This window comes from Streptococcus sp. DD10 (assembly GCF_001578805.1).
GTDB lineage: Bacteria > Bacillota > Bacilli > Lactobacillales > Streptococcaceae > Streptococcus.
This window is the reverse complement of the sequence record NZ_KQ969157.1, coordinates 451,176-473,236: the sequence shown is the minus strand read 5'-3', so window position 1 is coordinate 473,236 and position 22,061 is coordinate 451,176. Positions and strand designations below refer to the sequence as shown.

At 41.1% G+C, this 22,061-nt stretch carries 19 protein-coding genes and 1 pseudogene; all 20 read left to right on the top strand.

The genetic code is table 11. The features are described from left to right. The first annotated feature begins 198 nt into the window (after nucleotides 1-198). Nucleotides 199-573: a PrgI family protein gene (locus tag STRDD10_RS02055; protein ID WP_067192695.1), complete on the top strand. Its 375-nt coding sequence runs from the start codon at nucleotides 199-201 to the stop codon at nucleotides 571-573. Next, nucleotides 515-2,878, top strand: a complete 2,364-nt coding sequence (locus STRDD10_RS02050; protein WP_067192693.1) for a VirB4-like conjugal transfer ATPase, CD1110 family — start codon at nucleotides 515-517, stop codon at nucleotides 2,876-2,878. The genes STRDD10_RS02055 and STRDD10_RS02050 overlap by 59 nt, the downstream gene beginning before the upstream one ends. A 10-nt stretch (nucleotides 2,879-2,888) precedes the next feature. After that, the gene (locus tag STRDD10_RS02045; protein ID WP_067192691.1) at nucleotides 2,889-5,846 is read left to right on the top strand and encodes a phage tail tip lysozyme; all 2,958 of its coding nucleotides are present in this window, start codon (nucleotides 2,889-2,891) and stop codon (nucleotides 5,844-5,846) included. Between the two features lie 12 nt (nucleotides 5,847-5,858). Beyond that, nucleotides 5,859-6,530 carry a hypothetical protein gene (locus tag STRDD10_RS02040; RefSeq protein WP_067192690.1) on the top strand — a complete coding sequence of 224 codons (672 nt, stop codon included), beginning with the start codon at nucleotides 5,859-5,861 and terminating at the stop codon, nucleotides 6,528-6,530. A 44-nt stretch (nucleotides 6,531-6,574) separates the two neighbouring features. Further along, nucleotides 6,575-7,180, top strand: coding sequence for a hypothetical protein (locus tag STRDD10_RS02035; protein ID WP_156468559.1), 606 nt, complete (start codon nucleotides 6,575-6,577; stop codon nucleotides 7,178-7,180). A gap of 2 nt (nucleotides 7,181-7,182) precedes the next feature. Further along, nucleotides 7,183-7,416: a hypothetical protein gene (locus tag STRDD10_RS02030; protein WP_067192688.1), complete on the top strand. Its 234-nt coding sequence runs from the start codon at nucleotides 7,183-7,185 to the stop codon at nucleotides 7,414-7,416. Next, the gene (locus STRDD10_RS02025) at nucleotides 7,409-8,344 is read left to right on the top strand and encodes a hypothetical protein (RefSeq protein ID WP_067192686.1); all 936 of its coding nucleotides are present in this window, start codon (nucleotides 7,409-7,411) and stop codon (nucleotides 8,342-8,344) included. Before STRDD10_RS02030 ends, STRDD10_RS02025 begins: the two co-directional genes overlap by 8 nt. Beyond that, nucleotides 8,344-8,892, top strand: coding sequence for a hypothetical protein (locus STRDD10_RS02020; RefSeq protein WP_067192684.1), 549 nt, complete (start codon nucleotides 8,344-8,346; stop codon nucleotides 8,890-8,892). Before STRDD10_RS02025 ends, STRDD10_RS02020 begins: the two co-directional genes overlap by 1 nt. Further along, a complete protein-coding gene (locus tag STRDD10_RS02015; RefSeq protein ID WP_067192682.1) occupies nucleotides 8,889-10,715 on the top strand; it encodes a VirD4-like conjugal transfer protein, CD1115 family in 1,827 nt (608 codons plus the stop codon). The genes STRDD10_RS02020 and STRDD10_RS02015 overlap by 4 nt, the downstream gene beginning before the upstream one ends. A gap of 62 nt (nucleotides 10,716-10,777) precedes the next feature. Continuing rightward, nucleotides 10,778-11,590 carry a Fic family protein gene (locus STRDD10_RS02010; RefSeq protein WP_067192680.1) on the top strand — a complete coding sequence of 271 codons (813 nt, stop codon included), beginning with the start codon at nucleotides 10,778-10,780 and terminating at the stop codon, nucleotides 11,588-11,590. Nucleotides 11,591-11,636: 46 nt separating this feature from the next. Beyond that, nucleotides 11,637-12,977, top strand: a complete 1,341-nt coding sequence (locus STRDD10_RS02005; protein ID WP_067192678.1) for a hypothetical protein — start codon at nucleotides 11,637-11,639, stop codon at nucleotides 12,975-12,977. A gap of 9 nt (nucleotides 12,978-12,986) precedes the next feature. Next, nucleotides 12,987-14,507: pseudogene (locus tag STRDD10_RS02000) on the top strand (DUF3991 domain-containing protein); the annotation flags it as partial. Nucleotides 14,508-14,540: 33 nt separating this feature from the next. Then, a complete protein-coding gene (locus tag STRDD10_RS11845; RefSeq protein ID WP_443031082.1) occupies nucleotides 14,541-14,921 on the top strand; it encodes a PBECR4 domain-containing protein in 381 nt (126 codons plus the stop codon). Continuing rightward, nucleotides 14,905-16,986 carry an ArdC-like ssDNA-binding domain-containing protein gene (locus STRDD10_RS01995; RefSeq protein ID WP_067192675.1) on the top strand — a complete coding sequence of 694 codons (2,082 nt, stop codon included), beginning with the start codon at nucleotides 14,905-14,907 and terminating at the stop codon, nucleotides 16,984-16,986. Before STRDD10_RS11845 ends, STRDD10_RS01995 begins: the two co-directional genes overlap by 17 nt. 54 nt (nucleotides 16,987-17,040) lie before the next feature. Beyond that, nucleotides 17,041-17,358: a hypothetical protein gene (locus STRDD10_RS01990; protein WP_067192674.1), complete on the top strand. Its 318-nt coding sequence runs from the start codon at nucleotides 17,041-17,043 to the stop codon at nucleotides 17,356-17,358. A 237-nt stretch (nucleotides 17,359-17,595) separates the two neighbouring features. After that, complete coding sequence (locus STRDD10_RS01985) at nucleotides 17,596-17,964, top strand: plasmid mobilization protein (RefSeq protein ID WP_067193019.1); 369 nt, start codon at nucleotides 17,596-17,598, stop codon at nucleotides 17,962-17,964. Then, nucleotides 17,955-19,637: a helical hairpin domain-containing protein gene (locus tag STRDD10_RS01980; protein WP_067192672.1), complete on the top strand. Its 1,683-nt coding sequence runs from the start codon at nucleotides 17,955-17,957 to the stop codon at nucleotides 19,635-19,637. The genes STRDD10_RS01985 and STRDD10_RS01980 overlap by 10 nt, the downstream gene beginning before the upstream one ends. 166 nt (nucleotides 19,638-19,803) lie before the next feature. After that, nucleotides 19,804-20,619: a ParA family protein gene (locus STRDD10_RS01975; RefSeq protein WP_067192671.1), complete on the top strand. Its 816-nt coding sequence runs from the start codon at nucleotides 19,804-19,806 to the stop codon at nucleotides 20,617-20,619. Nucleotides 20,620-20,649: 30 nt separating this feature from the next. Further along, on the top strand, nucleotides 20,650-20,883 hold the full coding sequence (locus STRDD10_RS01970) for a hypothetical protein (protein ID WP_067192669.1): 234 nt from the start codon (nucleotides 20,650-20,652) through the stop codon (nucleotides 20,881-20,883). 167 nt (nucleotides 20,884-21,050) lie between these two features. Beyond that, nucleotides 21,051-22,061 (top strand): UPF0236 family transposase-like protein (locus tag STRDD10_RS01965; protein ID WP_231853352.1); only part of this gene is annotated, 1,011 nt, incomplete at its 3' end.

Genomic DNA, 22,061 nt, shown 5'->3' with positions numbered 1-22,061 from the left:
TGGCTTGCCATTATCTTACTTATCTTGTTCTTGTTTGTATGGTTCATGTTCTTTATTCTAACGATACAGTCAGAATTTGCTTTTAGGGAGAAGAGAGTGGAGATCGATAGTGTTTTACCCAGATTGATAAAAAATGTTATAGAAGAAAAGAAGCAGTCGTAAGAAATTATGGCTGTTTTTTAGTAGAAAGGAGAAAATTTGAAAAAAATTGGTTCAGAATTCCTCAAGGAATTTGGAAATGAGGAGAAGGAACTGGCATTTGGCTTTACGGGTCGGATGCTTTTCTTTCTCTTTTGCTTGGTGGTGACGGTAGGGCTATCCATTGGGATAGTCCTGCTTGGGCTACCTGATTGGTATATGTATCTTTTGGCTGGTTTAGTACTTGTTCCTAGTGCCATGTATGGTCTAGGAATGACCAAGAGTCTACAGCTGAAGGACAAGATTCGCTTCTTTTTTACCATTCAAGACAGAGGCTATGAAACAGACTATCAGAAAGGGGAAAAGTATAGTAAAGATGAGTTTGTTCAAAACAAGAAGTCAAAAACTCGAAAAGGCAGAAAAGCAGCGGCTTGAACGCCTGAGACGTCAGATGAGTCCCACGACTCAAAACAGTATCAACTATCAGACCTTGCATGAAGATGGACTCATGCATGTTGTCCGTGATAAGTATTCCAGGAGCTTTAAGCTGGGGGATGCTTCCTACTCGACAGCCCAGCAGGAGGAGAAGGAAAATATCATCGAAACCTGTATGGATGCTCTCAACTCGTTAGATGCAGGCAGTAACTACCAGCTTCTCGTTATCAATCGCCGTGTTCCTAGCGATACACTGGATAATATCCTTTTTGAGGAGGCAGGCGATGGTTATGATGATTACCGTGAGGAACTGAACGAAATGATTGGGGAGCGGTTTGCGACCCATGCCAATAACTTTGAAGTCCACAAATATGTAACCATTGGAACAGAAGCAGATGACCCAAAACAGGGTCAACTCTTGCTTCAAGATATTGGGGTTTCTCTAGGAACGCAATTTCAAGAGTCTGACATTTACCTAGAGGAAATGACTGGGCTGGAGCGGATGAGGGTTTTCTCAGAATTGCTGAGGAATGAGCCCTATATTGCTTACAATTACAAGGACATTGCTCTTTCTGGCTTATCCACCAAGTCCTTTATCGCTCCAAGTCGTATCCAGTTTCAGGAAAACAAGATGCGGATTGATGAGAAATGGGCTAAGGTTCTCTATATTCGAACCTATCCAAACTTTCTCTCAGATCGCTTGATTAAGGACTTGACGACTCTTGGACTGGAGCTGGCAATTTCTATCCAAGCTCGTCCTTATGAGTCCATGGATATTCTTAAAAACATCAATGATGCAGAAACAGATGCAGAGATAGGGATTATCAAATCTCAACGAAAAGCCTATGAAAAGGGGAATTATGGAGATGTGGTAGGTGGTGGACGCAACAGGGAAATCTCTGAAGCGACTAAAAAATGGCGTGACGAGGTCTTGGAATTTGACCAGAAGATTTTCTCAGGAGTGATTACTGTCTTTTTTAAAGCGGATAGCCTAGAGGAACTGACTCTCAATGAGCAGAAAATCAAGCGTGCAGGACGAAAATTAGGTGTCGAGTTCGATGATATTTACTACTATCAGGAAGAAGCACTGAATACGGTTCTCCCTATCGGAGAGTGCTTCCTCAACGTCAAAAAGAACTTTATGAGGGATATGACGACTGCCAACGTGGCAACACAAGTCCCTTTTACCAACGTGGACTTGAAGTCTAGTAGCCCACGTGCCCTCTACTACGGACAGAATCAGCTGTCTAACAATATCATTACCCTGGATCGCAAACGGGATTTGAATACAGGTTCGGGCGTTGTACTGGGGTCATCTGGTTCAGGGAAGTCAACGACCGTCAAGGCAGGGGAGATCATCCCAACGCTCCTAAAATACACAGAAGACCGAGTCATTATTCTGGATCCTGAGGATGAGTATTCAGATATTGGTCGAGAGTTTGGAGCGCAGATGGTCGATGTGTCTATTGGTTCTAACACTCACTTGAACCTTTTGGATTTACCTGATATTAGCCTGCTTCAAGAGGAAGATAATGATCCGATTGGAGATAAAGCCAATCTTTTGATGGGGCTTTTTGAAGAGATTCTCTCAGAAGTGACAGACGGGCAATTTGGGATTATTGACCGCGTAACAGCTTTGACTTATGAGCGTTTCTTGGATAGTAGCCGTATGCCAACCCTGCGTGACTGGCATGGGGTCTTAAAGGAACAGCCTGAAGAAGAAGCTCATGAGTTGGCTTTGGCGATTGAAACCTATGCGACCGGTTCACAGGATATTTTCTCCTATCAGACCAATGTCAATCTCAATCATCGCTTTGTTATCTTCAATCTGAAAAAGCTATCTCATAAACTGAAGCCTTTCGCACTCATGGTGATTCAAGACTACATCTGGAATCAGGTTGTTGAAAACCAAGGTAAGCTGACCACTCGGATTTACTTCGACGAGGTTCAACTTCTCTTTAAAAAGAAAACACAGGCAGTCTTCTTTACGGAACTTTATTCTCGTGTCCGTAAGTATGGGGCAATCCCGACAGCTATTACCCAGAACGTGGAAACTCTTTTTGCTTGGGAAGAGGGACGGAAACTTCTATCAAACAGTGAGTTCATGATTTTGCTCAAGCAGAAAAAGCAAGATTTGGCTGTTTTGAAAGAAGTGGTTGACTTAACGGACAAGCAAATCAAATACATTGAGCGACCAAAAGCAAAAGGAACGGGCTTGATTGTGGCTGGTCCAGTCGTTGTTCCTTTTGAAAATCCGATTCCTGACCATACTAAGCTCTATGAGCTGGTCGCAACCGATGCCTAGGTAGGTGCTTATGGAGAAGGATAAGCAATCACGGGTTGGTCGAGAGAGAAGCCACGATCGATTCACTAAGAATCGAAAGTTTGGCTCAGAAGGGACAACGGAAGCAAAGCTTCAATCCTCCACTCGTCCTAATACTTCAGGTCATCGTTTGGATCAGCGCTTGGAACAAGCAGTCAAAAATCACCGTATTGTAAGGGAAGAAAGCTCTGCACGTCTCCACTCGATGAGGGAAAACACACGGTCTAAAGGGCGAATTGTTCGAGAGAGTAAGCGAGAAGTCAAAGACCAAGCCAAACGAGTAAAAACGCTGAAGAAGTCGCTGAAAACCGTTCAGAAAGAATTGACAGCTACTAAGGATTCTCCTCGTTATGTGCGAGACCATGCTGTCTCTGGAGAAAAAGGAACAACGCTACGTACAGATGTGCGATACCGATTGGTGAAGAAGGGAAAGGCGGTCCATCATCAAAGAGGGAAGATTTCTAAAGAAGCTCCTCGCTATGTAGCCTCTGAAAAAATAAGGGCCAGGACTGAGAAGAAGTACCGTCAAATCAAAGTTCAACTGAAACAAGCCAAACTTGAGAAAAAGATTTCTAAAAAGACACATAAGAAAGCGGTTGCTTACAATGGTGGTTCCAGAAAGAAAAAATTTCTCAGAGCTAGTAAACAAACCTTTGAGAGAGCAGCTGGCACACAGATGGATGCTGCTAGCCAATCAGAGGATGTCTTGGGTGACATTGTAGATGCCAAGCATAAGTATCAACAAGTTCAGATGAATTGGCGACGGTCGAAGACGATAGGACGACTCGCTGGTAAAGGAGCAACAGGAGCTGTTAAGCATACCTATGGTTTAGGAAATCGCTTCTATAATCTCAAGAAAGGGCGAGGGTTCACACGGGCACCTCGTCAATTTTCTTGGGAAGGACGATTGGCACGTCGAATGGCTGCCTATCGTAAGCGATTAGCCCAGTCAGCGACAGGTCGTATCTACAATGGCGGTCGCATGGTGTTCAGAGCCGTTAAAAAGCCATTTGTTACTATTCTAAAAAATCCGTTTAGCATAAAAGCTTATGTGACAGCTTTTCTTCTCCTCTTATTTTTTTCCTTTTTAGGGATTGGCAGTTCAGGAATTGCTCGTCAAGATGAGTTTGATCTGACCAATACTTGGACTCATTTTACCAAGTTGGACCGAGATAAATCGACGGATAAGGTTGACTATTGGACAAAGATAGATAACCCACTTCTCTATATCAATTATCGCTATGAACACTTGACAGATGATTTTCGTATCAATGATGATCAGTATCTGACAGATAATCAACTAGCTAAGATGTACCTGGATAATCTCTGGGAAAATCTCAATGGGGACAAGGATAATCTGCGTACCATGGAGGACTTGTATAAAAATCAGGATCCTTTTAAACTTTCCCAAGAAGACCTTGAGGAGTATGAGGAACTATTAGAAATTGCCAAAGAAACAGGCAAGTATATGTTGCTTCAGGAGCTGGACAATCCCTTCTACAAGGAAGATGAAACCAACTATGACTCTCCTCTAGTCATCACTAAACGTTTTGGCTATGAGACTAAAGATGACTTGTACGAGGGCTCCATCATCAAGGCAACGGCAGGGCAGACCATTTTAGCGGTAGCTGAAGGGGAAGTGACAGTTGATGGTGAAGAAGTCACTATCAAGGATAAAGACTCTGAGTTTACTTATAAGTCCATTGATAGCATCCGTGTTAAGTCAGGCGATAAGGTGACCATTGGAGAGCAGATTGGAAAAATCAACTCTCAAGGGGGACTGGAAGTCTATTATAAAAAACTTCGCAAGATAAAAGGAAAGCCTGATGAATGGCTCTATGTCAATCCAGGTTTCTATTTCCATCGGGTAGAGTATAGTCAGACTACCTCCGTTATTTCAGATATCAACCTTGCTGGCGATGTCATGGAGCGGATTAAGGCTATCTATAATTTCATCAAAAATCGATTCCCTGAAGCTACTGACGAAGCTATCGCATCGATCTTAGGAAACTGGCTTGTGGAGTCCAATATCACGTCTAAACGGGCAGAGGGTGACTATTTGAGCCCGCCCGTTGGAGCAACAAACAGCTCTTGGGATGACCCTAATTGGCTTAATATGGGGAACATGGAAATCTACCAAGGAGCTTATCCCAACATCATCCATCGAGGGCTAGGTTTGGGACAATGGACGGATACGGCAGATGGTTCTGTTCGTCATACCATGCTCCTTGATTTTGCCAAGTCTAAGAACAAGAAGTGGTATGATTTGGAACTGCAGTTGGAGTTCATGTTTGATGGAGATGCTCCTTACTATACAAACTTCGTTAAGAATTTCCTGACTCAAAATGACGGTACAGATGCCATGACTAATTCTTTTCTTGTTTACTGGGAAGGAAACTCTGGTGACAAGCTAGCTCAACGACAAGCAGCAGCCAAGCAGATGTTGCAGTATATCAAGAGTGGCTTTGCGACAGGTGGTTCAACAAAGTTCCCTGGATCAGGTCAACCATTAGATGTTCCTTATGTGATTACCCAATTATTTGGAGTGAATGCGAATAATGGTATTTATGGCGGAGCAGGTCATACAGGCATGGACTTAGCGGCTCCTGAAGGCTCGCCAATCTATGCAGTAACCGATGGAGAGGTGGTCGATGTCAACGGAGGCTATATGCACATCAATGGTAATTACGTTCTCCATAGTCTTCCTGATGGGACTTATATCTACTATGGACACATGCGAGACGTTCCTCTTGTCCGCCCAGGTGATAAGGTGAAACAAGGTCAGTTGATTGGATATGTAGGAATGACAGGGCTTGCGACTGGACCGCATATTCATTTTGAACGTCGTCCAACACCAGCTTTCGCTAATCATTTACAACCATCTGGTTTGATCATGGATGGCGAACCGCGAGTTGGGATGGTGATTGATCCATCTCAACCAAGAAGATAAGAAAGGATAGGTATGTTTAATACAAATAAATTCAAAGTAGCGACAGCTGCAATCATTGCCTTGGTTGTGTTGCTTATCTTTATCTGTGGCTCATTGCTTTTCTGGCAATTGAATCAACCGAAAGAAACAAAGAAAGTCACTCAAGAACCTGCTGTATCGGTATCTTCTAGCACAGCTGAAGAAAAAGATGGCAAGCAATTTAATCAGGAGTTAGTACATGATTTCTTAGTGCAGTATTATACGAAAACGGAGCTGACTGAAAACCGTCATCGCTATAAGCCCTTCATGACGGAGGGAATGTACAATAGTGAGGTCAGCGAGGAGGAGAAAGAACTTCAACTCAATACAGCAGGCTATACAGTGGACTATAAGTTTGATAAAGCAGATATTTACTTGGATAGTGAAAATCTGACGGTTATTGCCGAGGTATCCTATTTAGTGACTAACCTAGCCAAGAAAAATAATTATGCTCAAGCTGAAGTTGATGTTTCCATGAAACAGATCCTACGGATACGCTATAAATATGAAAACGGTCAGTATCTGATAGATGATAAGGATGAGATTTTCATTGCAGGGAAATACAATATTCAAGAGTTGAATGACCTTTATAAACGTTTTACAGAGATTGGTCATGATCACGACCACAATCATTCTCAAGAAGATAAAACTACGACAAATCAATAGGGAGAGCCCGTACAGCTCTCCTCTTTTATTTAGAAAGGACCGATATGTACAATCAGAAACTCATTAAAATTGTGAAGTGGATTGGTTTAGGGGGATTGTTGCTGCTGACCTTTGCGGCGGGATATAGCTTGTCGAATGTGCAACATCAGGTCGCTAGTCAGAGGGCGAAGCAAGGCTTAAAAGCCCCACAAACAACACTTCAAACTCAAGATAAACCGTTGACAGATTCTGCTGTTAAGGACTTCTTAGTTTCCTATTATACTAGGAAGGAACTTGAAGAAAATCGTCCTCGTTACAAGCCTTTCATGACAGAGAGCATGTACACCGAAACGGTAACAGAGGAAGATAAACCTGTCAATCAGACTTATAAGGGCTATATTGTTGATCAGGTATTTGACCAAGCTACCATTTACATCGATGAAGAGAATAAAGTAGCTCTCGCAACGGTTCGCTACACCAGCACCAAACTAGAAGAAAAGGATAATCGAGATAGTGCCATTGGAACAGAAACAAGTAATGTCACTATTCGTTTAGCTTATGTCAACCAAAATGGCAAACTTTTGGTTAATAAACTAGAGCCCTTTGTCTTATCAGAACCTGGAGCAGGTCTTACTGTTGCTGCTAGTGTCACAAGTGAAAATAAGGAGTAGTCATGTCACGAAAACTAGAACAAATTGAGAAGAAATACGCTCAAAATGAAGAAGAGAAAGCTAAACTCTTGAAGCAACGTGCTAGTATTGATAGCAAGCTGGAGAAGCTTCTCGCTAAACAAAAAGAGCTAGAGGCTGAACGTTTAGTTGAGCTGGTACAAGCTAGCTCTTTGCCATATCAAGAGTTGAAAGAACTCATCTTACCTACATCAGACCAAGGAGAAACACATGTATAAAATCATCAACAAATTGACTAAAAAAGAAGAAAATTTTGACAATCGAGATAGCTTCCTTTCTCGTATCGAAACAATCAATGAACAGATGCGAGAGATGAAACTGGAAGGAAATTACAGCTTATACCAGGTAACAGACGAGGGCGAGATTCTCTCAGAGCGTTCCCTGCAGTTTCCTTTTCCTGGTATTGTGGATCAAGTTTTGGAAGATTTTGGGACTCAGTCTACCCGAAAAAATGGGAACATTTTAAATGCGATTCTTGGTCGTAAGAAAGCTAAAAAAACTCCAGTACAACCCGTTGAGCCACTTCCAGTCCAAGAAACTGTTGCAGAAGCACCACAGCCAGCTCCAGTTCTTGTGCAAAGTATTCCACTAGAAGTTAAAGTTGAAGAAAAACCAAGTCTTGCTCAAACTGCTGCAGATGAGCGTAAAAAGATAGCCGAAAGCCTGCAACAACATCATCCTGTCAAAACAGAGCCGTCTCAGCCTCAAATGACGGCGAATGATTTTGCTCACATTGAGGAAGTTCTGGAAAGTCAAGAAATCGAAGAGTCTCCAGTAGATGTAGAAATGACAGCAGAGGAGGATACACCTGAAGATACAGATGTGACGACAGAAAGTGCGGAGCAGTCAGAGGAATCTAAACACGTCCCAACTGTTTCATCGGTAGCACAAGCGCCTGAATCAGCTACTATGCAGCCTGTTATACCAACTGCAGATGTCGTCGATAGCTTTGAAGTGCAGACGCTTAACTACATTCAGTCTATTAAGTCCAAGATTACCTCAAATGATTACTATGTAATCGAAGCGCAAGCTGAAATTGCAGCTTGTCAGGCTCGTATTGAGGAACTACAGTTGGGAATTGAAAGCAAGCAGTCTCAGACGTCTAAACTGAAGGAGCTCTTTTTCCATATTGATGAGGTTAGCTGATGGAAGAACAACAGATTATTGTTCAGATGGGGCGAGCTTCAATGGTTACAGGGGAGCTGATTTTCAAGCTTCTCTACTTTGCCTTTAGTAAGGGCTATGAATGGTACAAAGATCGTGGAGCCAATATGCAGTTTACAGGTGAAGCAGACTGGAACAAGTTCATGGCAACTGCAGATCAAAAAGAAGTCCAAAAACTTCTCAGCAATGAAGTCAATCTCGAAGCCCTCAAAAGAGAATTGGGGCAGTACGGGATTGGCTTCTCTTTTTATACCCATGATGGCGGTGCGACGACGTTGGCTTTTAATCTCAAGGATAAGTCGATTGTAGAGCATGCCTTCAAGGATTTATTGGATGGGATTAAACGAGACCCAGTAGGCTTCAACGAGAGAAATCTGAAGACAGAAAAGAACCGTACTCCAGAGGAAAAACTCAAGTATTATAAACAGATGGAACAGGAGAAAATCAAGGACTTGAAAGTCAATCTGAATACTAAGAACTTTCAAAAAGAGCCTCCGCACAATGTTTATAAGGGAGGGATGGAGAAATGATTGTCGAAAAGAAACAGAAACGATTTTTACCCTATCTAGGATTGGGGATTATCCTCTTTTATTTCTTTCATTGGCTAGCGAAGTTGTATGGCTTAGCTCCTCAAACGGACACTCTTACAGATCCCTTTGGATTGGGGAAGATTGAGTGGATGCTGGATAACTTTACGCAGTATCCATGGATTGACCTGCAGTTTACAAGCGCCTCTCTCTTTGCAGGGATATTTGGTTTTTTTCTAGCCCTCTTTCTCTACATGAGGATTACTGATACGGGGGTCTATCGTTATGGGGAGGAACATGGTTCAGCTCGCTTTGCGACTGCTCAGGAGCTCAGTAGTTTTCGTGATAGTGAGGCAAATAATAACAAAATCTTCACTCAAAATGCTCAGATGGGCTTGTTGAACAAGCGTCTTCCCTATAAACGGCAACTGAACAAGAATACCGTCGTTATTGGTGGGCCTGGTTCTGGTAAGACTTTTACCTTTGTCAAGCCCAATGCTTTGCAGACAGTGGCTTCCAAGATTTTTACCGATACCAAGGGATTGCTTATCCATGAAACAGGTCAATCCTTTATCAATCAAGGATATAAACTCAAGGTCTTTGACTTGATTAGTCTGACTAATAGCGATAGTTTCAATGTGTTTCGCTACATGAAGAAGGAAACGGATATTGACCGAGTGGCAGAAGCAATCGTGACAGCGACTAAAAAAAGCGACCAGCAAGGTGAGGACTTTTGGCAACAAGCTCAGATGTTGCTGATGCGTGCCTTGATAGGCTATATCTACTTCGATAGTCAGCTAAGTGGTTATGAGGCTAGCTTGCCCCAAGTGGTAGACTTAATCCGCAACCTGAAACGAGACCACCCTGATGTAGAAAGCCCTGTCGAGATGATGTTTGAACAACTAGAGATAGACCTACCAAGCAATTATGCTTGTAAGCAGTGGAAGTTGTTTAATAAAAACTTTGATGGGCAGACTCGAACCTCTGTCTTTGCCATTGTGGCTTCTACATTCTCTGTTTTTGATCATGAGGATGTTCGTAAGCTAGTGGAAAAAGATACCATGCAAATTGAAAATTGGAATATTGAGAAAACAGTCGTCTTTATCAATATCCCAGAAAATAATACTGCTTATCAGTTCCTGTCAGCTTTGCTTTTTTCAACTATATTTGAAGTGACGATTTCGACAGCGGATCAGATTATCAAGGGGATACATCCTTATGCTAAAGAACTGCTTCATCTACAGGTGGAGGGAGATGAGTTTGCCAATGTTGGGAAAATTCCTAACTTTGCCCAAGTATTGTCAACTGTCCGTAGTCGGGAAATTTCAGTAGATATTATCATTCAAGCCCTTCCCCAGTTGGAGGATTTGTACGGCAAGGCTCAAGCCCGTGCCATCATAAACAACTGTGATAGCCTATTATATTTAGGAGGGGCAGACGAGGATACCCTCAAATATCTGTCTTTCCGTGCAGGTTCGCAGACTATCAATGACCAGAACTTCAGTGAAAGCCGTGGACGTAACGGTAGTAACTCCAAACAACACTCAAAAATCAAGCGTGAGCTGATGGATCCACACGAAGTGGCAACCATTGACATCGACGAAGCTCTACTCTTTATCAGTAAGCAAAATGTTTTTCGTGACCAGAAAGCCAACGTCAATCAGCACCCACGTGTAGCTGAATTAGCCAACTCTCCGTATGATGCGACTTGGTATCGTTATAAGCGTTATATGAGCGATATTGATGAGTGGAAGGAGCAGGTGGGAGAGGAGAATGTGATATACGCAACTTTGTCAGATCTGGATGAAGTACCACTAGTCACATAAATAAAAATAGCCTCATTTCTATTTCTATGGTACAATGGAAGAAATAAAAGTAGGAGAGAGCTATGTTTGACTATATAAAAGTAGACCGAGAAGTTGCCATCGAGGCAGCTAAACGTTTGGTGGTAGATAGTATTTGGAAGAGTGCCAATATCGAGCTGGTCAAGGGGATTACTTTTCCTGAGACGCAAGAAATCTTTGAAGGTCGTGTGCCAGCCAATGCGGACGTAGAAAAGGTTATTGTGGTCAATAATCTCAAGCGTTCATGGCAGTTCTTGTTTGAGAACTTAGACTATCCTATCGACGTGCAGTTGGCAGCTGAGTACAATCGCATTATTGGCGAGGGCGGACTCTATCAAAACCCTGGTAAATTACGAGATCAAATTGTCAGAATTTCTGGTACTGACTATATTCCAGCTATGCCCTCTTACGAAAGTGTGAAGGAACAGATAAGCCATGCTTTAACGATTGAAAATCCGATTGAGCGAGGCTTGGAACTATTTGCCCTGTCTAGCCGTGGTCAATGGTTCAACAATGGCAATAAACGAACCGCTCAAATGCTTGCCAATCATGCTTTCTTACAGAAAAATGCAGCAGTTTTTGCCATACCAGACAAGCACAAGGAGCGTTTTACAGAAGAACTGGTTAATTACTATGAAAGTAATGACAGTAGGAATCTTCATGCTTTCTTGTATGATACTTCTGTGGAGATGCTGCCGAGTGGCTTGACCATGAAGGGATTAAAAGAGTTTGAAAGAGCGTCAAGTGATCCATTTCAAGAAAAGCTAGAACGAGCGAAGAAAAAAGTAGAGGAAACCATTTCAACGGTATCACAAGTAAACGAACAAAATGTAAAAGATTTAGAAATAGAAAGATGATAACAGTTCTGAGAAGAGCTGTTTTTTTGATGTAAAGGAGTAAAAAATGGTTACACAAGGACAATTTAAGAGTATAAAGCGGCAGGTCGTAGAAGAGACTGCTGTAGGTGTTGGGTATTACGAGGGGATTTTACAAGAAATCCCCTCGTATGCGTTATTGGAGGCGGTGAGGGAGGTCTCTAGTCTTGGCTGGATCACACCGCATACCTCAGATGCAGACATTCAGAATATGTTGGTGACAGAGTCCGTAAAAAACATGGGCTATCAAGACTTCAAGGAAGTTGCGCCTTATTTCTTCTCTTATCCAAAAACAAGAGCGGAAATGCGATTGATTGAACCTATTGAAGTATCGCCAAGTTACTTTGAAAAATTACAGGCAAATGCAACTGAACTCTTTAATCTGAAGCAGGAACTTCAAGAGATGAACCAAAATATTGAGGATAAAATCCAAGAACTGGAGACTAATCGTCTACCTAATGGTGATGAGGTGGTTGGAATTGACCTTGAAGCAGAGGAGTTACTTTTACTACATGCTTCAGAAAATCGTTTTATCGAGGCTGATGAAGTTATTCTTGAGAATACTATCACGGACTATCGTTCCCAGCTATCAGAGTCTGGCCAGGTGATCGAGTATCTGTTGGACGAGGAAAATCCTCAGCTAACTACGATTTTGTATGAAGAAGTGATTCATCACTATCATAGACATTGGCCCGATACCGATCCTATTCAGTTTACCGAGGAAATGATAGAGGTGTTGAATAGAGAGGGAAAACTGGATGCCAGTTATTATCAAACTGCTAATTTTAACTCTTTAAGAGATGCCTATGCTTATGGTAGTCGTTCCATTGCTTTTGATGAGAAGTTCCCAGACTATGATAGTTTTGTTCTATCCTATGCAGAAGATAAGGAGGTACATGAGGAGTATGACTACCAGTTTGAGGCTGTTGCGATTGCTGAAGATATTATTGCTAATCGATTGGAAGATATTAACCAGGTTCTTTCAAATATCAACCAAGAACTGATTATTGAGACGGTGACAGGCTATTCTCAGGGAGATAGCTGGCAACTAGCTTATATGCGAGATACAGAGCAGGAGACAGCTGAGAATGTCAGAGACTATCTCCAGCATGAGCTTGGGGCTTGGTATCGTGGTAGCCTGACGGAGCTTTCTGTGATTTCCTTTGACAATATCGACATAGACAAGGGCTTCAATGGAGAAGTTGAACTGACAACTCGAGTAGATAGTGACTTGCTATATGGTGATAAACTGAAACAACTACAAGAACGAATGCCTGAACTAGCCCGTTTTAGCCCTACTGAGACAGCTATTCGGAGTCTAGTCAGAGAAGTTCAGGAAAATCTACAAGAGCCTGAAATGGGCTTATAAGGAGGCTCTATGGCACGATTGACGAAAGAAGAAGCAAGAAGTTTGTCTATCATCGGTGTAGCAGAACAGTTGGGAATGACCTTGAAGCGTCAAAATTCTTGGATTTATGAGTGGGAGGAACATGACTCTTTCAAGATTGATACTCGAAAAAATACTTTTTACTGGTATTCTCGAGGATTTGGTGGGGATACGATAAAGCTAGTTGAAACGATTAAGGAAGTTTCTTTTAAAGAAGCTATTCACTTTTTACGAGAGGGAGAATTTCCTACTCATGAGGTAACAGAGTTCAAGAAAGAACCGTTTCAGTATCGTTTACCAGAGGAGGATTTCATCAAGGTTAGAGCTTATCTGCGTGATGAACGTGGGCTGTCAGATGAGACGATTGATTTCTTTTATAGCCAAGGTAAGCTGGCGCAGGCACAAAAGAAAACAGGTGACCTTCAAGAACCTGTTATTGTGTTCAAGTTTAGGGATAGCCAAGGAAAGATGACGGGAGCCAGCCTGCAGGGGATTGAAGAAAACAAGGAAATCCACTCAAGAAGACGGCTCAAGCAAATCATGTATAACTCAGACGGTCTCAGCGGTTTTACGGCTGATATCGGCAATCCTAAGCGACTTATCGTGGCAGAGGCACCCATTGACCTGATGAGCTACTATGAGCTCCATAAGGACGAATTGCACGATGTCAGGCTGATTGCCATGGATGGACTCAAAGAGTCTACGATTTCACACTATACCATGGAGTTACTCTATGAACTACAAGGAAAACCTTTACCAGAAACCATTGAAAGAAGTAAGATTGAGAACTTTTTGTCAACTCTTTCTCAGACAACTAGCTTTTTTGAAAATCCCGTGCATCAAGGCTTGATTACTTTAGCGATAGATAATGATGAGGCAGGGCGAAGATTTATTGAGCAATTAAAAGATAAAGGTCTCTACTTTCAAACAGACCTACCTCCACTACAAGAGGGGCAAGTCAAGATGGACTGGAATGACTATCTAAAGCAAGGTAAACAAGAAAGAAATAGAGAAGTACAAGAAGCAATGGTAGAGTATAGAACGGAGGAGCAAACAGCTCTTTTTTTTGATACAAAAGTATTAGATAAGTATGTTGAAGAGGTGATGCAACATTATACTGAAGATATCAATACAGCTGAATATCTATTTCCAGATGGTCGTATGATCAGCTCTTGGGAATATGGTACAAGAGGTGATGATCATCGTGCGATTCGTAACTATTTTGATGTGATGGGACGATCAGAACTTGATATTTTAGATGAGCGTCCTAAGGATTTTTGGAATATAGTGCATAATGGACTAGGAGCTGTTAGGCTTGCGCCAGAAACACAGGTAGCTCTTGTTACTGAAGGTCAGGAATTAAGCTCTATCCAACAAGAAATCTTAGATAAAAGTTCCTTTACCTTAGAAGTTTACCAAGAAAGTAAAGAGATTACACCAGCTTATCTACAGAGTTTAGGAATACAGGATAGTAGTGTTAGTCCTCAGTCGAATATAGAAAAAGCCCTTGAGATTTCTCAAGGGTCTAACGCTGAGGGCGAATTATTGAATCGCAATTCCAGTTTTTTAGGAGATGAGTCTCCAAGGACAGCACCGCAGCCTGTTGGGACAGAATCCCAACCTGATTTTCCTGCCAGCATTCCCCTAAATTTTAACATAGATACCAGTATAAAGTCAAATTTTGGCATTAAAAATTCTTATCATTATGCTTCATCAAGAGAAGCAAGGATATTGAATAGATATTCTGATGAGCTACAAAAATCAGCAAATTGGTATCTTGATGAATTGTCAGGTAATAACTTAATCTATTTCTATCAAGAAAAAGATGACTTGAAGAGTTTACAAATTAGTTTTGAAAAACATCATTGGATGCACTTGACAGGCATATATCCTATTTATCAAGAAAAAAATGAAGTCTGTTTCTGAAACCTTTATCGATGAAGTTTCTTCTGGTAGAGTTACGTTTCAGAATATTGCTTTAAGTAGTGGTTATATAGATAAAATCCAGACTTTACCTATGTTGTCTGAAATTTATCAGTCTGACTCATTTGTGTTGAATGATTTAAGTGAGGTTGAAAAATTTGGTAGACTACACATTGATCAAGCACTGAGAACAGTAGATGAAAAATTATTATTAGGATTTCAAACTGATGATAAAGATATCACTTTCCCAGCAACTTTGTTGAAACCTAGCAAAAAATTGAATTTACAAATCAATGGGCAGGCTAATAGTAATACAATCCTCGGCGTTTTTCGTGAACGTGATGGGCAGATTGAACAGTTGTCGATTAACGAGGATTACATCAAGGACGGTGGAAAGGAACTACAAGCAATAATGGAAAATGGTTTGTTTGAAGAAATCCAACCTGTCACATCCAAGGATTTCACAGCCGTTTTAGATACGGTCTATAACATAGGAGTCCTAGATAGAAAACAAATCAATCCAGACTATCAGATAGCTTGGGAGGAGTTCTATCAGCGGTATGATAAGGCAGGTGGGAATCTTGAACAGGTTATCCGTGAAGCAGACCGTGAGGGCTTGGTGGATAAGCAGACTGATTTTTACAAAGAAATGATAGAGGATAGGATTGCAGCACATAGCAGAATGGAAGGTTATGTTGAACAACTAGATATCTCTCAGCTTACCTATGCTTTAGACGATGTACCTTATGCAGACCAACTGATATCTCAGCTCCCTTATGGAGACTTGGGAAATAGTCCGATTGGTTTTACAGAAAGCAGCCATGATAGTCGGATTGGCTTTATCTCCTTTGATGGAATGGATAGTATCGAGATTGAAAATTTATCTGCTTGGTTTGAGAAGTTAGGAGTTGCAGACTCACCTCGAGAACAAGTAACTCTCGTAGAAAAATGGCAGAAGGAAATTGAAACCTTGTCAGAAAAAGTAGAACAGAACATCTCAAAAGTACGAGATGAATACGAAAAATCACAGGAGGAAAAACAAGAAATGCCACTAGAAAAAGATACACGAACAGTAGCTCGAATGATTGCGGACAAGGATACCAAAGCTCTGAATGAATATCTCCAAGAGGGGATGAAGAGCTACCTTGACTCAGAACAATTTAAAAACTTTTTGGATGCTATGGCTAAGTTCCATAACTACTCAGTCAGAAACATCCATCTGTTGAAAATGCAGAATCCAAATATTTCGCACGTCGCAGGCTTTCAAACTTGGAGAAAAGAGTTTGAACGACATGTGAAAAAAGGTGAGAAAGGACTGAAAATTTGGATGCCTTACCAGATTAAAGTCAAGGAACTAGATGCCAATGGTGTCGAGCAGGAGACTACAGAAACGCGCTACAAGTTGACCACTGTTTTTGATATTTCACAGACAGATGGCAAGGAGCTTCCGAAAGCAATCAATGAGTTAACAGGTGATGTAAAAGACTACGAGGACATCTATCGAGCAGCACGGGCTGTTTCCCAAGACAATGGTGTGCCCTTGCAGTTTGAACATATTGAGCGATACAATACTAAAGGCTACTATCATCCAACAGAAAATCGCATTGTCATTTCAAAAGATTTGAAGGGGCAGGAACAAATTCTTAAAACTATTTTCCACGAGATGGCTCACTCTGAACTGCACCGAGGTTCAGAAGCACAGTTCGGAGATGAACAGTATCGTAAGCAAGAACTGCAAGCTGAAGGGGTTGCTTATGTAGTGGCGGCTCACTATGGCTTTGATACAAGTCAGTATAGCTTTGGTTATCTTGCTATCTGGTCACAAGGTGAAAATGGGCTAGAAGAGATGACTAACCAGTTGGAGGTCATCCAAAAAGAAGCTAAGAGTTTGATTGCTCGAATGGATAAAAAGTTGGAACAGGTCAAGAGTAAATCGCAACATGTCGCTAAGGATAAGTTTACAGAAAAGCTGGAACGTGCTAAAATGGAGTCAGAAAAACAGGCTAGTAAACAAGGGAAACCCCAGCAACAGGTTGAGGAAAAAAAGTCCCTGAGCAGTCCGAACTAGCGAACGTGATGGCTGCTATTCAACGTAAGAAGAAACCAAAAGGAGAAGAAACACATGACTAAATTGCTAGACTTACACGACGACGTACAAGCTACTTTGCTTGATATTTTCTTTAAGAACCTACCAGAAAATCCCACAATAGATGAACAGAACCAGCATCTTTCACGCAAGGAATGCTTGTATGTCATTCGTACCATGATACAAGAATTATCAAAATCAGAGCTGGAAACCGAAGGCTATCCTGCTACTTTGGAAGTAGTGGAAGGGCTAACAGATGAAGAGTTTGAAGCTCTCAAACAGGAAGTACTGGAAGTTGAGTTTACAGACGACTGGTCACAGTTTGAGGATTGGTTGAAAAAGACTTCCTCGTGATAAGTGAAAAAGTTCCTGTTTGTAGGAACTGGGGGATTGGGGAACTCCCCAAAAATTTAAAAAGCAAAAGGGTCAGATGATGAAGTCTGACCTTTTTTGACTTTTTAAAAAACAGCATTTGGACGTCCAAATGCTATGCTTGCCAGAAAAAGGGTGTCCACTCCCACCTAGTGACTGGGGGTGACGTCCATATTCGGTAGAGCTATATAAAATGAGTGATTAGAGAGGATATTGATTTTGGAAAATGTAGAAAATAGAAAGCGAACTGTCCGTCCGACAATCCGATTTACCAGTGAGGAATACGACTTGATTAAGCGAAAAGTTGAAGAAGCAGGCATGCGAAACTTCAACTCCTTCGCTCGCTATATGTTAATCATGGGGGAGGTCAAGGTCATCAACTTTGAAGAGTTGCGAGAGCTCCGTCATGCCATAAACAAGGTTGGGGTCAATATCAACCAGATTGCCAAAAAAGTCAATGAGGAAGACGAGGCAGGACTAGAGGAGCTGGTTATGGTCTTGGAACTTCAAAAAGAAATGAGAAAACTGATTAGCGACTACATTTCAAAACAAGAAAGTCAGACTAAGGAACAAGAAGAATGGTCGTAACTAAAGTGATCCAAATTAAGGGAGTGGCTTCACTCAGTCGCTCCACTAAGTATATCGAAGACGAAGCTAAGACCATGGAGTTAAACGATGCTAAGAGTCTGAAAAATGCTCTTCACTATATTGAGAATGAATCCAAGACCTTGATTTCAGACAGTGAGTTTGAGTTTCCAACCAAGGTAAAAGATGGTCGTCTAGTCAGCCAATTGGTTTCTACTTATGGGATTGTCGATGCGGAAACTGCAACAGAAGAATTTCTAATGACCAAGAAAAATGCAGCCCAACGTCAAGGGACAAAGGAACTATCAGATATTACTAATCCTAACCGAGTGCTCGCTCATCACATCATCCAATCTTTCTCTCCAGAAGATGACTTGTCCCCACAGGAGATTCATGAGATTGGACGAAAGACAGTGTTAGAGTTGACAGGTGGGCAACATGAGTTTGTCATCGCTACACACATGGATAAGGGGCATATCCATAATCATATCATCTTCAACTCCACCAACTATGTGACCATGAACAAGTTTCGCTGGCAGAAAGGAACGAAAAAAAGCTTAGAGAGAATTTCAGATAAGCATGCGGATCTAGCTGGTGCGAAAATCCTCAAAGAGAAGATGTGGAGCAATCGAAAAAGTTACGGTGCTTACCAAAAGAAAAATATCTTTAAGAGTGAAATCAAGTCACGGCTGAATTTTTTGTTAAAGCACTCGACCTCTTTGGAAGATTTCAAGGTGAAGGCACAAACACTCAATCTTTCAGTAGACTTCTCAGGTAAAGAAGTCAAGTACCGTCTGCTGGACGAGCTAGATGGGAAACGTCAGGAACGCAATACACGAGACCGAACACTTTCTAAGAAAGGGAACTACTCCAAAGCAGCGATTGAGGAACGAGTTGGCAAAAATGAAGCAACCATACCCTTAGAAAATATCAAGACGGAGTATGAGAAGTTCAGAGAAGAACAGGAACAAGACTTTGAAATGAAAATCCGTGTGGAGGATTGGCAGGTGTTGGAAGAGACTAAGACAGGTATCTACATTGAGATGGAGTTTGGTTTACGCAATAAAGGAGTCATCCAAATACCTGCTCATCAAGTAGAGAAGGTAGAGACGGGCGGCTATGACATCTTTATCAAAAAGACGGACTGGTATTATTTTACCAATCCTGAACACGCTGAACAAAACAAGTTCATGCGTGGAATGGATATCGCTGCCCAACTGTCTTATGATAATGGCGAGATGATTGTAACGAAAAATCCTCATATCTCTGAGCTGGATCAGCTGGTACGAGAGTTCAATTTCTTATCCGCTCATGGTGTTAGTGATGGTCAACAGTTTGATAATTTGCTGGAACGATTTGAAGAAGAATTTGAGGCAGTGGAGCAGGAATTGAGCAAACTAGATAATCGGCTTGGAGAGCTGAACAAAATCCAATCAGCTTTACTTGGTTTAGAATCTGACAATCCTTATGAAGTTTCTCTAGCTCAAGCTATCTTGGAAGAGATGGCGGTTCATCCATCGACAAGCAAACGTGAGATTGATAAGTTCATTAAGGAAGTGACCTTTGAGCGAGCAGCCCTTCGTCAACGGGTGCAGGAAATCACAAAAAACTACAATATGCGCCAAGAAATTGAGCGTAACATTGAGCAACGTAAAGAAGGGGCGTTAGAAATTTAAAAAATAATATTTTTACATTGTAAAAATATTGTAAAAATAATGTAGATGTGATATAATTACATTATAAAAATAATGTAGATGTGATATAATTACATTATAAAAATAATGTAGATGTGATATAATTACATTATAAAAATAATGTGAAAACATTGTTAAGGAGGAAAAGATGAAAATTATCAGTTTTGCGGCAATCAAGGGTGGAGTTGGAAAGACAACGCTTGCCTTTAACTTCGGAGAATGGTTGGCTTTACATGATCAGAAAGTTCTCTTTATCGACTTGGATCATCAGTGCAACCTGACTCAGACCTATAATATCTATCAGGATCAACAGACCGTTGCCAATATTTTTAAAGGAAAAGGTGACGTGGAGATCATCCCAGTAAAGGACAAGGTTCATGTTCTACCAGGTTATATGCAGCTGGATAGTGTGGAGAAAGACTTGGAAAACAAGGTCAATAAAGACATGTTGCTCTATATGTGGTTGGAAGACCACTATGAGGACAAGGAATTGGGTCAATACGATGTAGTCATCATTGACTGCCATCCTGACTTTTCAACGGCTACGAGAAATGCCATTGCCGTCAGTCATACCATCATCAGCCCAATCATTCCTAGCGAACATGGCTATAATGCCAAGTTTAACCTAGAAGATCGGCTAGAAGCCTATCGCCAAGAAGTCGTAGATTATCGTACTCGAGAAAGCTACATTACCTCTCAGCTCTATTTCCTGCCTAATATGATTAAGCACAATACGCAGTCGTCTAAAAAGTTACTGGAGGTGCTCAATAGTTCAGATGACCAGCAGTTAATCAAACGAGAGGGTCAGGTAGTCTATGTACCTGAAAAGGAGTTGTTTAACAAGTCAACCTTAGAACATCAGTCTGTATTTGAGATGAAGCCTCAGATGAGTAATCTGTCCCAACATCGTCATTTCTTTGATGATTTGGAAGAGACATTTACTCGCATTTTTGATATAATGTAAAAATAATATTTTTATATTGTGAGGTAAAAGATGGCTTTTGAACCGAAAAATCAAAATATAAGAAAAGCGTTAGGAGAGTTACAGGAAGGTCGAAGCCTGCCTAAAACTCCCATACCAAAACGAAAAGAGCGAGCCTTGATTACAGCTTCTTATACCTTGGAGCCTGAAAACAAAGAGAAGCTCATCCGTCTAGCAGAAGCACATGGATACAAGAAATCTGTATCTGCCTTCCTCAATGATTGGATTGCTAGTGTAGAAGAATAATATTTTTACAATGTTAAAATATTGTCAACACAATGTAAAAGAACGTTCCTAGTGGTTGGAGAAACTGCTAGGAACGTTCTTTTTTTGCTGGAATAAAAATCTATTTGATAGACAGACTTGAAAATCATACAATTTTCATAAGAGATTTCAAATAGAAGGAGAATAGTGTGACAATCTTTGATGAGCGCATGTTTGAGCAACGGGAACGAGAGAAAACCATTCAGAATTTTTTAGACTATGTCGAGAGATATGATGAGGAGATGAGTCATAGTATGCGTGCCAAGGGATATAAGTGTAAGAATAGAGCAGAGCGGACAGTGGCTTTCACCTTTGGAGAAGTCACCTTTTCACGGAAACGCTGGTATAAAAATGGGCAGTGCTATATTCCAGTTGATGAGATGTTGGGACTTGAAAAGAATGTTCGTCACTCACCTGAATTGATTTATCAATCTGCGATACTTGCGACTCGATTACCTTATAGGCAAGTAGGCAAAACCATTGAAATGATGTATCATGTGACGGTTTCTAAGGACATGGTCAATAAAGTTGTCAAATTAGCTAATCAATTGTTAGAAGAACGAGCAGAGTATCGATTTTACGAGGAAGAGAAGGTTGATAAGATAGAAGCAAAGCTATTGTTTATAGAGGGAGATGGCGTCTATGTGAAGACTTCTGAAGACGGAGATGAACGACAAAATATGGATTTATCTCACTTTGTCATTCATACAGGCTCTAAAGAAGTAAGTAAAAATCGCTATGAGCTGGAAAATAAAAAGGAAATCATTTCATCAAAGAATAAGGAAGCGAGGGAAGAGCTTTTGGATTATTTGTACAATCACTATACCATTACGGATGAGACGATATTGATTACAAATTCAGACGGAGGTAAAGGTTATACACCCTATGTGTTTAAGGAAATAGCTAAAGCCTTAAATATCAAGAGACACGAGCACTTTTGGGACTCCTATCATGGGAATAAGGATATTAAGGATTTTACAAAACCGTATGCGAAACAGCTACAAGACGACCTTTTTCAAGCTATACGTGAGCATGATAAGTCATTGTTGCGCAGGACACTTGATACGATCGAATCCCTAGTTGAAACAGAAAGACAAGAAACAACGTTTGCATATTATGCTTCAAAGTTTTTACGTCAATTTCAGTACACCAAACCAGCC